Source organism: Serratia sp. GW822-FHT06D09 (assembly GCF_058799515.1).
Genome location: NZ_JBXALO010000004.1, coordinates 220366 through 233768 on the forward strand (window position 1 = coordinate 220366; position 13403 = coordinate 233768).

Here is a 13403-nt window from a genome sequence, read left to right on the forward strand (position 1 = left end):
AAAAAAGGCGCCCGATCACGAGCGCCTTCTGGAACATTTTGGGGATTAACGCACTTTCAGCGGGTCTTCATCCGCTAAACGCTGATCCTCCGCCTGACAGGCAGCTGCGGTGAACAGCACGTCGGTCGAGGAGTTCAGCGCGGTTTCGGCGGAGTCTTGCAGTACGCCGATGATAAAGCCGACTGCCACCACCTGCATTGCCACGTCGTTCGGAATGCCGAACATGTTGCAGGCTAATGGGATCAGCAGCAGTGAACCGCCTGCCACGCCGGAAGCGCCGCAGGCACAGATAGCCGCGACGACGCTGAGCAGCAACGCCGTGGGCACATCAACCGGGATCCCCAGAGTATGCACCGCCGCCAGCGTCAGCACGGTAATGGTGATGGCGGCGCCGGCCATGTTGATGGTGGCACCCAGCGGGATGGAAACCGAATAGGTGTCTTCGTTCAGATTCAGCTTTTTGCACAGCTCCATATTCACCGGGATGTTGGCAGCTGAGCTGCGGGTGAAGAAGGCGGTCACGCCGCTTTCGCGCAGGCAGGCAAACACTAGCGGGTAAGGGTTGCGACGGATTTTCCAGTAAACGATCAGCGGGTTCAGCACCAGCGCCACCAACAGCATACAGCCGATCAGCACCACCAGCAGTTGCGCATAGCCCCAAAGCGCACCGAAACCGGTATCCGCCAGCGTCGAGGCCACCAGACCGAAAATACCGAGTGGAGCGCAGCGGATCACCGCGCGTACTACCAGGGTGACCGCATGCGACATATCGTTAATCAGCGACTTGGTGGTTTCAGAGGCGTGGCGCAGCGCCAGCCCCAGACCCACGGCCCAGGCCAGAATACCGATATAGTTGGCATTAATCAGCGCATGGAACGGGTTGGCGACCACGCTCATCAGCAGGCCTTTCAGCACCTCAATAATGCCGCCTGGCGGGTTGATATCCGCATTGCCGGTCACCAGCGCCAGGTTGGACGGGAACATAAAGCTGACCACTACCGCCACCAGCGCCGCGGCGAAGGTCCCCAGCAGGTAGAGGAACAGGATCGGGCGGATATTGGTTTTTTGCCCGTGCTTGTGGTTGGCGATTGAGGCCATGACCAACACCAGCACCAATACCGGCGCTACCGCTTTTAGTGCCCCGACGAACAGGGCGCCAAGCAGGCCCACCGCAGAAGCTGTTGCCGGCGAGATCAACGCCACGATAATCCCGGCCACCAGGCCGATCATGATTTGTTTAACCAGGCTGCCCTGTACGATCCTGTGTAGTAAGTTTTGCATAATGCTTTTTCCCGATGATGTTGCGTACAGACTTTGTCACCTCGGTGGGAACGCCACCGGACAACTTTATAGGGATCTGTAACCAAGTGTGTTTGCCGAATCAGTATTCAGTAAAGCCTGGGTATTGGAAAGGGGAGAGGGTGAAATTCTGAGCGCGGATCAACTCTTTATAACATACTGATTACATTTGTGTGATCGCAATAACATTTGGCGTTTGGGGGGAATTGCCAAACAATCGCGGGGCGGCAAGCCGCCCCGGCTAACAGATTATGGTGCTTTATGATTGGCCAGACGGTCGTTACGACGGTTAACCCAGGCGTTGATCACCAACGTTAACGTCAGGATACCGGCCACCACGCCGAGCGAAACGCCGATCGGGATATGGAAGAAGTCGATAATCAACATCTTGACGCCGATAAACATCAGGATAATCGACAGGCCGTATTTCAGCATCGAGAAACGCTCAGCCACGTTAGCCAGCAAGAAGTACATGGCGCGCAGGCCCATGATGGCGAACAGGTTAGAGGTCAGAACGATAAACGGATCCGTGGTCACAGCGAAAATTGCCGGGATGCTATCGACCGCAAAGATCACGTCACTCAGTTCGACCAGGATCAGCACCAGCACCAGCGGCGTAGCGAACAGCAGGCCGTTGCGGCGCACGAAGAAACGTTCACCTTCCAGGTTGTCGGTCATACGCAGGTGGCTGCGCAGCCATTTCACCAGCGGCTTGTCACCAATCGCCGAGTCATCTTCTTTTGCCAGCGCCATCTTGATACCGGTAAACAGCAGAAACGCACCGAACAGATACAGCAACCACTGGAACTGGGTCACCAGCCAGCTGCCGGCGAAGATCATGATAGTACGCAGCACGATCGCGCCCAGTACGCCAAAGATTAGCACCCGACGCTGCAGGTTGGCCGGAACGGCAAAGTAGCTGAACAGCATCAGCCAGACGAAGACGTTATCGACCGCCAGCGCTTTTTCGATCAGATAACCGGTGAGGAAGGCCAACGCCTGGGTGTCGGCGACGGCGCGCCCGGCGGTTTGGTTCAGGTAGTACCAGAAGCCCAGGTTGAACAGCAAAGAGAGGCTGACCCACACCAGCGACCAACTGGCGGCCTGCTTGAGCGTCATGGTGTGTGCGCCTTTGCGGCCTTGCAGCAGTAAGTCGATTGCGAGCATCACAACTATGATGGCGGCAAAGCTGCCCCATAACCAAGGTGTGCCAACGGTATTCATCATCAGAGGTATCCTTCAAAAACAAAAACGGCCAACGTCGGAAGACGCTAGCCGCTCTTATGAACGCTGCAAGCAAACCTCGCCTTCCGGCAAGGTCTCACTTACAACGTTGATGAAGGTGCACTGATCGTGCCCGTTACATCATGTTGCCCGGTAACCGGATGCTTGCGCATCGTAATGACGATTGACCGGCTATGAAGTTACTCCCCTTTGCACGGCAGAAAGTAATGCAAAATATGTCAGCGGTCAACGTTTATTAAGTTACCCGGCCAGGGCTTTTTGCGCGCCGAGGCTGACGACAAATCCCTGCAGCAGCAGCCGACTGAACGGCGTATCGCTAACCTGCTGTTGCTTAAGCTGATACGCTGCCTGCTGCTCTGGATACAGCTCACCGAGCCAGCTCAGATACTGGTGCATCACCGCGCCGTTAAATTCCGGATGGAACTGGGTCGTCAGCACGCGATCGCCATAACTGAGGATCTGATAGGCATCCTGTTGCGACCGGGCCAGCGGCACTGCGCCGGCGGGGGGCGTCAACACGCTCTGCGAGTGGATCAGATTGGCTTTGAAGCGCGGCGGTAACATCGCCATTCGCCGGTCGTTGGCGGCGGCGGGCAGCAATTCGACGTCCAATGTGCCGACTTCCATACCCTGCGGGTGATAACCGACTTCACCGCCAAGCGCATAGGCCAACAGCTGGTGCCCGTAGCAGGCACCGAAGATCGGCAGTTGGATCTGCATCGCCTGGCGCAGCCACTCGGCGGCTTGCTCGCTCCACGGCAGCCGTTCGGTCACCATCGCAGGTGAACCGGTGATCACCACGCCGGCGTAATTTTGCGGCGGCAGCGGCTGCTCGCCTGCGGGAAGGTGCACGATCTGCACGCGATCGGCATCAATGTTCCCCTGTTGCAAGAACATGCCGTCGAAGTTGGCCTTTTCCCGACGGATAACCTCTGGGGCATCGCCGGTTTGCATCAGTAATAAGGGTTTCATGTCACTCTCCGTCGGCAGGGAAGACCACGCCGGTCTGGCGGCGAATTTCGGTCAGCAGGCGGGCGATAACCAGTGAATTCTCCAGCCCCGGGTGTTCCACCTGCCGTTTTTCCACCAGGTCGGCGAACACCTGTGCCTCATACAGCATGGTATTGATGTGCTGAGGACGGGTCAGATCCTGACGATGGCCGCCGCGTGGGGTCAGCACCACGCCCTGACACTCAGAAATTTTCTCAATCACCAGCGTTCCTTCTTCGCCCTGGATCTCACTAGGAATCTCCGAGTTGCTGACTTTGGAGTGGGAGAGGGTGATGTCGAAATCGCCGTAGTTGAGGCAAGCGGTACCGTGGGCATCCACACCGGTATCCAGCAGCGCCGCGCTGGCAATCACCGATTTCGGTTCGCCGAACAGGGCTACGGCGCTGGCCAGGCAGTAATAGCCAATGTCCATGATTGAGCCGTTGGAAAACTGCGGATTGAAGGTGTTCGGATTCTCGCCGGCCAGATAGCGCGGGTAGCGTGACGAGTATTGGCAGTAGTTGAGGAAGGCTTTGCGCAACCTGCCGATTTGCGGCAACGCCTGTTGCAGGGCCAGGAAATTCGGCAGATGAGCGCTTTTGAAAGCTTCGAACAGCACCACCTGATTTTCACGCGCGCAGGCCACCAGCTTTTCGGCTTCACGCAGGTTGGACGCCAGCGGCTTTTCGCAAATCACATGCTTTTTATGGCTGAGGAACAGCAGCGATTGTTGGCAGTGAAGGGCGTTGGGGCTGGCGATGTAAACCGCATCGATGGCATCAGATTGGGCCAATGCTTCAAGGGAATCGAAAAACAGGCTGACGTGGTAGTTGGCGCCAAATTCCTGCGCTTTTTCCAGCTTGCGCGAATAGACGGCGGTCAATTTCAGCTTGCCGCTTTCGTGCGCGGCGTCGATAAAGCGTTCCGTAATCCAGTTGGTGCCCACAACGGCAAAGCGAATCATAGATATCTCCGGTTCCCAGGCGCTGTACCCTATGCGCTTCACGCGTCGCACAGGGTAGAAAGAATCAGATTATCACGGCATTTACAGAAGGCGAATCTCGCTATGCATACAGATCGCCAAACACGGAGAGGTGGGTCAGATACAGCCGGGTGTCGAACTCCAACTGATGGTAATTGGGTTCCATATGGCAGCACAGGCTGTAGAAGGCCTTGTTGTGGTCTTTCTCTTTCAGATGCGCCAACTCATGTACCACGATCATGCGCAAAAACGGCTCAGGCGCCAGCTTGAAGACCGTCGCCACGCGGATTTCCGCCTTGGCCTTCAGTTTGCCACCCTGCACGCGGGAAATGGCGGTGTGCATGCCCAGCGCGTGTTTCATCACCTGAATTTTACCGTCGTAAGCCACCTTGCTCAGCGGTTGAGCGTTGCGCAAATACTGGTTTTTCAGATCGACGGTAAACTGATAAAGCGACTTGTCGGTAGTGCAGTCATGCACTTGCGGATAGCGCTGCAACAGCACATCCCCCAGGCGTCGTTGGTCGATCAACTGCTGCACCTGGCTTTGCAGATGTTCAGGGTAGCCCTGCAGGTAGGTCAGTTCGGACATCATCTTCCCGTTTTGGCCTCAATTGAGCGGGTCATTGTATGATGTTTTTTCGTGCAAAGCCCGCAAAGGGCAATTTATCCGAAAAAACATTTTACTGCCGGACGTTTTTAGGGGATAAACAGCCCAAATTTTATCAGTCAGGAGGGGCAATGAGCCAACTCGATCTGGGAACACAGCAACTTGAGCTGGAACGTTATCCCCAACAGGAAGAATCCACCCAACTGCAGGCGTGGGAAGCGGCGGACGAATATCTGCTGCAACAGCTTGAAAATATAAACATTGGCGATCGCCCGGTGCTGATTTTCAACGACAACTTCGGCACGTTGGCCTGCGCACTGCACGCTCATCAGCCTTACAGCATCAGCGATTCCTACATGAGTCAGTTGGCAACGCGCCATAACCTGAAGCTCAATGAACTGGATCCGGAGCAGGTGACGCTGCTGGACAGCCTGGGCGAACTGCCTGCATCACCGGCAGTGGTGCTGATCCGCATTCCTAAAGCGCTGGCACTGCTGGAACAGCAACTGCGCTCGTTGCGCAACGTGGTGGCGCCGGATACGGTCATTATCGCCGGAGCCAAGGCGCGTGACGTGCACACCTCGACCATGCAGCTGTTTGAAAAGGTGCTTGGCCCAACGCGCACCAGCCTGGCATGGAAGAAAGCGCGTCTGATCCACTGCGAAGTGACGGACATTGTGCCGCCGGCGGCCCCGGAAACCACCAACTGGACGCTGGACGGCACGGATTGGCTTATCCACAACCATGCCAACGTGTTCTCGCGCAGCAATCTGGACATCGGCGCGCGCCTGTTCCTGGAGCATCTGCCGAAGGATCTGGAAGGCCATATTGTCGATCTTGGCTGTGGTAATGGCGTGATTGGCCTGACGGCACTGGCGCAGAATCCGCAGGCTCAGGTGACTTTTGTCGATGAGTCTTATATGGCGGTGGCATCCAGCGAGTTGAACGTAGAGCACAACCTGCCGCAGGATCTGGATCGTTGTCAGTTTGAGGTGAACAACTCACTGGCGGGGATTGAGCGTGAAAGCGTGCAGGCGGTACTGTGCAACCCACCGTTCCACCAACAGCATGCGATCACCGATCACACCGCTTGGCAGATGTTCTGCGACGCCAAGCGTTGCCTGCAGGTCGGTGGCGAGTTGCGCATCGTCGGCAACCGTCATCTGGATTACCACCATAAGCTGAAGCGCCTGTTTGGCAACTGCACCGTTGTGGCATCCAACAAGAAATTTGTGATCCTCAGAGCGGTGAAATCCGGCGCACGTTACTGATTGACCGAGGGGCGCGGTGAATGCGCCCCTCCATGATTAGCGAATTAAAGTGCCATTGCCAGCCGCGTACCCTGATCGATAGCGCGGCGGGCATCCAGCTCGGCGGCGACGTCCGCACCCCCAATCAAATGCACGGTTTTTCCCATCTCCAGCAGCGGTTGCTGCAGTTCGCGTCTGGGTTCCTGTCCGGCGCAGATAATCACCGTATCCACCGGTAGGCAGCTTTCCTGTTCGGCGCGTGAAATATGCAGGCCTTCATCATCAATGCGTTGGTAGTTCACGCTGTTGAGCATTTTTACACCGCGCATCGCCAGGCTGGTGCGGTGGATCCAACCGGTGGTTTTCCCCAGGCCTTCGCCCACTTTGCTGGTTTTGCGTTGCAGCAGGTAGATCTGCCGAGCAGGGCGGGCAACCACTGGCCCCTGCACCGCCAGCCCGCCGCGTTGGCTAAGCTGGTCATCGATACCCCATTCACGGTTAAATTCCGCCGGATCCAGACTGCTCGACACCCCGTGTTGGCTGAGGTATTCGGCGGTATCGAAGCCGATGCCGCCGGCACCGATAATCGCCACGCGCTGGCCGACCGGCTTTTTATCGCGTAGCACATCCAGATAGGTCAACACTTTGGCGTTGTCGATACCGGGGATCGCCGGGGTACGCGGCACAATACCGCAGGCAAGGATCACTTCGTCGAACTCCGCCAGATCGGCCGCCGTCACCCAGGTGCCGAGCTTCACATCGACCTCTTGCAGCGTCAATTGGCGACGGAAATAACGCAGCGTTTCATGAAACTCCTCTTTACCGGGGATCTGCTTGGCGATATTGAACTGGCCGCCAATCTGATCGGCGGCATCGAACAGCGTCACCCGGTGGCCGCGGCTGGCTGCGGTAGTGGCAAAGGCCAATCCGGCCGGCCCGGCTCCGATCACCGCCAGCTTTTTCGGCTTCTCCGTTGCCACCAGCGGCATCTCGGTTTCACGACAGGCTCGAGGGTTCACCAGGCAGGAGGTGAGTTTGCCTTCAAAAATCTGGTCGAGGCAAGCCTGGTTACAACCAATGCAGGTATTGATTTCATCGGCACGCCCTTCGGCGGCTTTCTGCACAAAAGCGGCGTCGGCCAGGAACGGGCGGGCCATTGATACCATGTCGGCGCAGCCGTCGGCCAAGACCTGCTCCGCTACCGCCGGGTCGTTGATGCGGTTGGTCGTGATCAGCGGAATGCGCACCTTACCCATTAGCTTGCGGGTCACCCAACTGAATCCGGCGCGTGGCACCATGGTGGCGATGGTGGGGATACGCGCCTCATGCCAGCCAATGCCGGTGTTGATAATAGTGGCCCCGGCTTGCTCAACGGCCAGCGCCAACTGTTCGATTTCCTGCCAACTGGAGCCATCCTCAACCAGATCGAGCATCGAAAGGCGGTAAATCAGGATAAATTCGTGGCCGACCGCCTGGCGTACCGCCCGGACGATCTCCACGGCAAAACGCATGCGGTTGCTGAAGCTGCCGCCCCATTGATCATCACGCTGGTTGGTGCGTGCGACCAGGAACTGGTTGATCAGATAGCCTTCGGAACCCATCACTTCGACGCCGTCATAACCTGCCTGTTGAGCTAAAGCCGCGCACTGCGCGAAGTCTGCGATAGTTTGCAGAATGTCCGCTTCGCTCAGTGCGGTAGGGGTAAAGGGATTGATCGGCGCCTGTAGCGCGGAGGGGGCTACCGGCTGCGGCTGGTAGCTGTAGCGACCGGCATGCAGGATCTGCAGCGCAATTTTACCGCCGGCCTTGTGGACGGCGTCGGTGACGATGCGGTGATGGTCGACCTGCTCCGGGTGGCTCAGGGTTGAGCCGCCGCGATAGACCACACCTTTTTCATTGGGGGCGATGCCGCCGGTGACGATCAACGCCACGCCGGCTGCAGCGCGCTCGGCATAGAAAGCGGCCATGCGCTCGGGGCCATTCGGCAGTTCTTCCAGGCCGGTGTGCATCGATCCCATCAGCACCCGATTTTTCAGGGTGGTGAAGCCGAGATCCAGCGGCGCCAGCAGGTGTGGGTAATTGCTCATTGCAGTCTCCATCATTCATCCCCTTCATCTTTCAAGCTGCAGCGTTGTTGGCTGCATTCGCTCACCCCAGTCACCTACCTGAGTAAGCTCCTGGAGACTCGCGAACTTGCTGCCTCGCTGCCGCGTGAAAGCTATTGGGTATGATCTGTAGTTATTATTATGTGCGACCTCAAGTGGTCGGATGAGATAAATCTAGCCGTTGTCTCTGTCGTTGGGAATCTGCGTTGCGCTGAATGTGATAGATGTCATGAATCTGTGCCTCTGTTTGCATGGTGAACAACAAATGGGTTAGCATTCGTTCGTCATAAATTCCCTTTCTCTACGGAGCCATCACCGAAAATGAACACACACGCCTGCTGATATCTTGTCCCACGTTGCGCACACCGGTGCCTTGTGGGGATATTTTGATTTCATTCAGGAGTGCTTATGGCTCATTTTGCGCAATCCCCTCATTTTGTTTTACATCACCTGATCTGCCAGTTCGCTGACGGCGAAACGCTGTTCGGTCCCTTGGATTTGACTTTCGATCAGCAACGCTGTGGCCTGGTTGGGCGCAATGGCGTCGGCAAAACGCGCTTGCTGCGTTTGATCGCCGGACTGGATCATCCCGGTGGCGGACATGTTGAATCCCATGCATCGCTGGCTTACGTCGCGCAACAGCCGGAGCTCTCCCCACAGACTACGCTGGCCCAACTGCTGGGCTACGGTGAGATATTTGCCGCATTGGCCCGCCTTGAGCAGGGGCAACCGCTGGCGGACGATCTCGATCTTTTGGAAGGTCAGTGGGATCTGCGCGATCGTCTGCAGGCTGCCTTTGTCGCCGCCGGGTTACCGGCGTTCGATGCGCAACGCCCCGTGAGCGATTTGAGCGGCGGTGAACGAATGCGTGCCGCGCTGTGTGGGGCGATACTGAGCAACGCGGATTTTTTGTTGCTCGACGAACCGACCAACCACCTCGACGGCCGGGGCCGCGACTGGCTGTATCAACAGGTGGAACAGTGGCGTGGGGGCTTGCTGGTGGCCAGCCACGATCGGCAGCTGTTGGCGCGTATGCAGCGCATTGTCGAACTGACGCCGGGCGCACTGCACAGCTACGGCGGCAACTACGACGACTATCGCCGCCAGCGTGATTTGGAGCAGCAGGCCGCACGAGCCGGGCTGGAACACGCGCGCCAGGAACGGCGGCGCACCCGGGCCCGGCAGCAGAAAGAACACGACATCAGCCAACGGCGCTCTGCGCAAACGCTGAAAACCGTCGATACGCTCAATATCGCGTCTTTTGAGCGTGTGGCCTACAAAGCGGCGGCCAAAGAAAGCCTCGGCACGCTGCGCAAGCAGCATCAGGACCAGAAGGACGCTCTCGATGCCGCCGTGCGCGATGCCTATCAGCGGGTGGAAGACGACTGCCCGGTGATGCTCACCCTGCCGGGCAGCGCCGTGGTAGCGGGCAAACAGGTGCTGGTACTCGAACAGTTGGAACTGCCTTTTATCACCATGCCGCCGCTGAATTTTCGCATTGATGGCCCGATGCGCGTGGCGCTGACCGGCCCGAACGGCTGCGGAAAATCCACGTTGCTGAAGGTGATCCTGGGGCAGTTGGCGGCCAAAGCGGGGAGTTGTCACTGCCCACTGTCGACGGCTTACCTCGATCAAACCCTTTCACAGCTCGATCTTTCGCTGTCTGTGGTTGAGCATCTGGGGCTGCAGGATTCACCGCTCAATGAGGGTACGGTACGCAGTCAATTGGCGCAGTTGCAGCTAAACGCCGAACGCGTGCTGTTGCCGATGGCGGTGCTGAGCGGCGGCGAACGACTGAAGGCGGCGCTGGCCTGCATGCTGTGGCGTCGAGAGCCGGCGCAGTTGTTGTTGCTGGATGAGCCGACTAACCATTTGGATCTGGCGTCGTCACTGGCAATCGAGGCTTCGCTGGCCAGCTTCCCCGGCGCGATGCTGGTGGTTTCTCATGATGAAAACTTCCTGCAGGCGCTGAAATTGACCCATCGTTTGCAGTGGCAGGTGGGGGAATGGCACCTTCAGAGCTTATGAAGCTCATTCGTGCCTTAGGGCCGCCTTCTGTTTTCAGGGGGGATGCACTCCAACAGCAGGGTAAAAGCGGCGGCCATCTGCTCTTCCGGTACGCAGGCAAAGCCCATCAGCAGGCCGCGGCGATGGTTGGGCAACATGTAGTACCGCGACAGCGGCCGTACCAGTACGCCACGCGTATTGGCTGCGGCGGCAATTGCCACATCGTCCGCCTGGTCCGGCAGGTTGAGGATCAGGTGCAGCCCGGCATTGTTATTGAATTCACTCAGGGCCTGCTTACCCAGATGCTGCTCGATAAGACCGGTTAGGAAGGCGCGCCGCCGGGCATACAGCAGGCGCATGCGGCGGATATGTGCGCTGTAGTGGCCTTCCTGAATAAACTGCGCCAGCGCGGTCTGGATCAGCAAATGGCCGCCGCGATACAGCTCTGCATGTGCGGTTTTCAGCGCCGCCATCAGCGGATTCGGCAACACCACATAACCCAGTCGCAGCGCCGGATACAGCGTTTTGCTGAAGGTGCCGATATAGATCACCGGCGCGTCGGCTTCCAAGCCCTGCAACGCCGGGATCGGCTGACCGGAAAAGCGAAACTCGCTGTCGTAGTCATCTTCAACAATCCAACTGCCGGCGTTGCGCGCCAAGGCCAATAACCTTTGCCGACGCGCCAGGCTCATCACCGATCCCAGTGGGTACTGGTGCGACGGCGTGACGAAAATCAGCCGCGGCGCCTCGGTAGGCTGTTCCGGTGGCACCATACCGGCTTCATCCACCGCCAACGGGCAGATATTCACGTCGTTCATCCGCAGGATATTGCGGATCCCCCAATAGCCCGGTTCTTCAATCCATGCGTCGTCGCCCGGATTACACAGCATGCGCGTCACCAGATCTATCGCCTGATGGATGCCTTCGGTAATCAGAATTTGCTCTGGCGAACAGCGTACCGAGCGCGCTACGCGCAGATAGTCCACCAGCGCATGCTGCAGCTCCGGACTGCCGCCCTGGTTGCTGTAGGTCAACTTCTGCGGGGCCGGACGACGGCTGATACGCGCCTGGATCTTGCTGAATAACTGGTGTGGGAAAGCATTGACGTCAGGCACGCCGGGGATAAAGGCGCCCCACTGTTTGGGGCTGGCGCTGGCGTGGTGCAGCAGGGTGGCACCGCGCGCTGACAGTTCAATCCGCCGCTGTTCCCCGTCACTGCCTGCTGGCGCGCTGACGGTGGATAAACAGCTGTCCGGGACGGTTTCGGCGACGAATGTACCGCTTCCGGCGCGCGCCAAGACATATCCTTCCGCCAAGAGTTGTTCATAAACGGTTAATACAGTGTTACGAGAAAGGCTGAGCTCCTGGGCTAAATCCCGTGAGGCGGGCAGGCGGCTGGAGGGCGGCAGGCTACCGTCCAAAATGCTGGTGCGGATCGCATTATAAAGCCGCTTATGCAGCTTATCATCCGGCTGTTCGCCAAGACGTTGCAACAGCAGGTCACCACTCAGTGAGCGCAATTGGATCCCTCAATTAATCGTAACTGGCTCTCGATTATAGGGCCACATCCTGTGTAAATAAACGTCATTGTTTCACGAATGTGAACAAACCGTTTAGCTGGCACCGACTACCGACTGGAGAGAACAACATGAAAAACGCAGAATTGAATCAACGTCGTCAGGATGCCACCCCACGTGGGGTCGGCGTGATGTGCGGCTTTTACGCCGAACGCGCCGAGAACGCCACGCTGTGGGATGTCGAAGGGAATGAAGTTATCGATTTTGCCTCCGGTATCGCCGTATTGAATACCGGACACCGCCACCCGAAGGTGATCGCTGCCATTGAGAAGCAACTGAAGGCCTTCACCCATACCGCTTACCAGATTGTCCCTTACGAAAGCTACGTTTCGCTGGCCGAACGCATCAACCAGTGTGCGCCGATCGAAGGACCATGTAAAACCGCGTTCTTCACCACGGGGGCGGAAGCGGTAGAGAACGCCGTCAAAATTGCCCGCGCCCACACTGGCCGTCCGGGTCTGATCACCTTCGGCGGCGGCTTCCACGGCCGCACCTACATGACCATGGCGCTGACCGGCAAAGTGGCGCCTTATAAACTGGGCTTCGGGCCATTCCCGGGATCGGTGTTCCACGGCCAGTATCCGAATGCGCTGTATGGCGTGACCACCGAAGATGCGATGAACAGCCTGGAGCGTATCTTTAAAGCGGATATCGATCCCAAGCAGGTTGCGGCCATCGTGCTGGAGCCGGTGCAAGGTGAAGGTGGTTTCAACGTCGCACCGGCCGAGTTTATGCAGGCGTTGCGCACCTTGTGCGACGAACACGGCATTTTGCTGATTGCCGACGAAGTGCAAACCGGTTTTGCCCGTACCGGCAAGCTGTTTGCCATGGATCATTACAACGTCAAACCCGATCTGATCACCATGGCGAAAAGCCTGGCGGGCGGCATGCCGTTGTCGGCCGTAGCCGGTCGTGCAGAGGTGATGGATGCCCCGGCACCGGGCGGGCTGGGTGGCACCTATGCCGGTAACCCGCTGGCGGTGGCGGCAGCGCTGGCGGTGCTGGATGTGATTGAAGAAGAGCAGCTATGCCAACGTTCTCAACGCCTGGGCCAGCATCTGGTGGAGGTGCTGCAGCAGGCCCGTCAGACCAGCCCGGCGATTGCGGATATTCGTGCGCAGGGTTCGATGGTGGCGGTGGAGTTCAACGATCCCAAGACCGGCAAACCCTCGGCCGAGATCACCCGCCAGGTGCAGCAGAAAGCGCTGGAAGAAGGCCTGCTGCTGCTGAGCTGCGGTGTTAACGGCAACGTGATCCGCTTCCTGTATCCACTGACCATTCCTGAAGACCAGTTCACCAAGGCGCTGGGCATTCTTTCCCGCGCGCTGGCTCAATAAGGAG

At 58.1% G+C, this 13403-nt stretch carries 10 protein-coding genes; 3 read left to right on the forward strand and 7 right to left on the reverse strand.

Annotated elements, in window-relative coordinates; translation table 11 throughout:
- Nucleotides 1–45 precede the first annotated feature (45 nt).
- From sstT to AC1RKG_RS12045, 5 genes are all read right to left on the reverse strand, one after another.
- Nucleotides 46–1281 carry a serine/threonine transporter SstT gene (gene sstT / locus AC1RKG_RS12025; RefSeq protein ID WP_130017008.1) on the reverse strand — a complete coding sequence of 412 codons (1236 nt, stop codon included), beginning with the start codon at nt 1279–1281 and terminating at the stop codon, nt 46–48.
- Nucleotides 1282–1548: 267 nt separating this feature from the next.
- Nucleotides 1549–2526, reverse strand: a complete 978-nt coding sequence (locus AC1RKG_RS12030; protein WP_020831791.1) for a TerC family protein — start codon at nt 2524–2526, stop codon at nt 1549–1551.
- A gap of 258 nt (nt 2527–2784) precedes the next feature.
- Nucleotides 2785–3516, reverse strand: coding sequence for a glutamine amidotransferase (locus AC1RKG_RS12035; RefSeq protein WP_020831790.1), 732 nt, complete (start codon nt 3514–3516; stop codon nt 2785–2787).
- A gap of 1 nt (nt 3517) precedes the next feature.
- Nucleotides 3518–4498: a Gfo/Idh/MocA family protein gene (locus AC1RKG_RS12040; protein ID WP_493183115.1), complete on the reverse strand. Its 981-nt coding sequence runs from the start codon at nt 4496–4498 to the stop codon at nt 3518–3520.
- Between the two features lie 100 nt (nt 4499–4598).
- On the reverse strand, nt 4599–5105 hold the full coding sequence (locus tag AC1RKG_RS12045) for a M48 metallopeptidase family protein (protein ID WP_122080277.1): 507 nt from the start codon (nt 5103–5105) through the stop codon (nt 4599–4601).
- 149 nt (nt 5106–5254) lie between these two features.
- On the opposite strand from AC1RKG_RS12045, the gene rlmG reads away from it, so the two are divergent.
- Nucleotides 5255–6394 carry a 23S rRNA (guanine(1835)-N(2))-methyltransferase RlmG gene (rlmG, locus tag AC1RKG_RS12050; RefSeq protein ID WP_493183117.1) on the forward strand — a complete coding sequence of 380 codons (1140 nt, stop codon included), beginning with the start codon at nt 5255–5257 and terminating at the stop codon, nt 6392–6394.
- A 44-nt stretch (nt 6395–6438) separates the two neighbouring features.
- Here rlmG and AC1RKG_RS12055 read toward each other — a convergent pair whose 3' ends face one another.
- Entirely contained in the window at nt 6439–8460 is a 2022-nt protein-coding gene (locus AC1RKG_RS12055; protein WP_122080275.1) for an oxidoreductase, read from the reverse strand.
- A gap of 426 nt (nt 8461–8886) precedes the next feature.
- Between AC1RKG_RS12055 and AC1RKG_RS12060 the strand changes: the two genes are divergently transcribed.
- Nucleotides 8887–10506 carry an ABC-F family ATP-binding cassette domain-containing protein gene (locus tag AC1RKG_RS12060; protein WP_187961960.1) on the forward strand — a complete coding sequence of 540 codons (1620 nt, stop codon included), beginning with the start codon at nt 8887–8889 and terminating at the stop codon, nt 10504–10506.
- A gap of 14 nt (nt 10507–10520) precedes the next feature.
- Here AC1RKG_RS12060 and pdxR read toward each other — a convergent pair whose 3' ends face one another.
- Entirely contained in the window at nt 10521–12005 is a 1485-nt protein-coding gene (gene pdxR, locus AC1RKG_RS12065; protein WP_493183119.1) for a MocR-like pyridoxine biosynthesis transcription factor PdxR, read from the reverse strand.
- A 128-nt stretch (nt 12006–12133) separates the two neighbouring features.
- On the opposite strand from pdxR, the gene AC1RKG_RS12070 reads away from it, so the two are divergent.
- A complete protein-coding gene (locus AC1RKG_RS12070; protein WP_122080273.1) occupies nt 12134–13399 on the forward strand; it encodes a 4-aminobutyrate--2-oxoglutarate transaminase in 1266 nt (421 codons plus the stop codon).
- Nucleotides 13400–13403: the final 4 nt, after the last annotated feature.

What these genes read in the sequence shown, in the direction of transcription:
- AC1RKG_RS12070 (WP_122080273.1), top strand. Translation starts at nt 12,134, where the DNA reads ATGAAAAACGCAGAATTGAATCAACGTCGTCAGGATGCCACCCCACGT.
- AC1RKG_RS12030 (WP_020831791.1), bottom strand. Translation starts at nt 2,526, where the DNA reads ATGATGAATACCGTTGGCACACCTTGGTTATGGGGCAGCTTTGCCGCC.
- AC1RKG_RS12040 (WP_493183115.1), bottom strand. Translation starts at nt 4,498, where the DNA reads ATGATTCGCTTTGCCGTTGTGGGCACCAACTGGATTACGGAACGCTTT.
- AC1RKG_RS12055 (WP_122080275.1), bottom strand. Translation starts at nt 8,460, where the DNA reads ATGAGCAATTACCCACACCTGCTGGCGCCGCTGGATCTCGGCTTCACC.
- sstT (WP_130017008.1), bottom strand. Translation starts at nt 1,281, where the DNA reads ATGCAAAACTTACTACACAGGATCGTACAGGGCAGCCTGGTTAAACAA.
- AC1RKG_RS12045 (WP_122080277.1), bottom strand. Translation starts at nt 5,105, where the DNA reads ATGTCCGAACTGACCTACCTGCAGGGCTACCCTGAACATCTGCAAAGC.
- AC1RKG_RS12060 (WP_187961960.1), top strand. Translation starts at nt 8,887, where the DNA reads ATGGCTCATTTTGCGCAATCCCCTCATTTTGTTTTACATCACCTGATC.
- rlmG (WP_493183117.1), top strand. Translation starts at nt 5,255, where the DNA reads ATGAGCCAACTCGATCTGGGAACACAGCAACTTGAGCTGGAACGTTAT.
- AC1RKG_RS12035 (WP_020831790.1), bottom strand. Translation starts at nt 3,516, where the DNA reads ATGAAACCCTTATTACTGATGCAAACCGGCGATGCCCCAGAGGTTATC.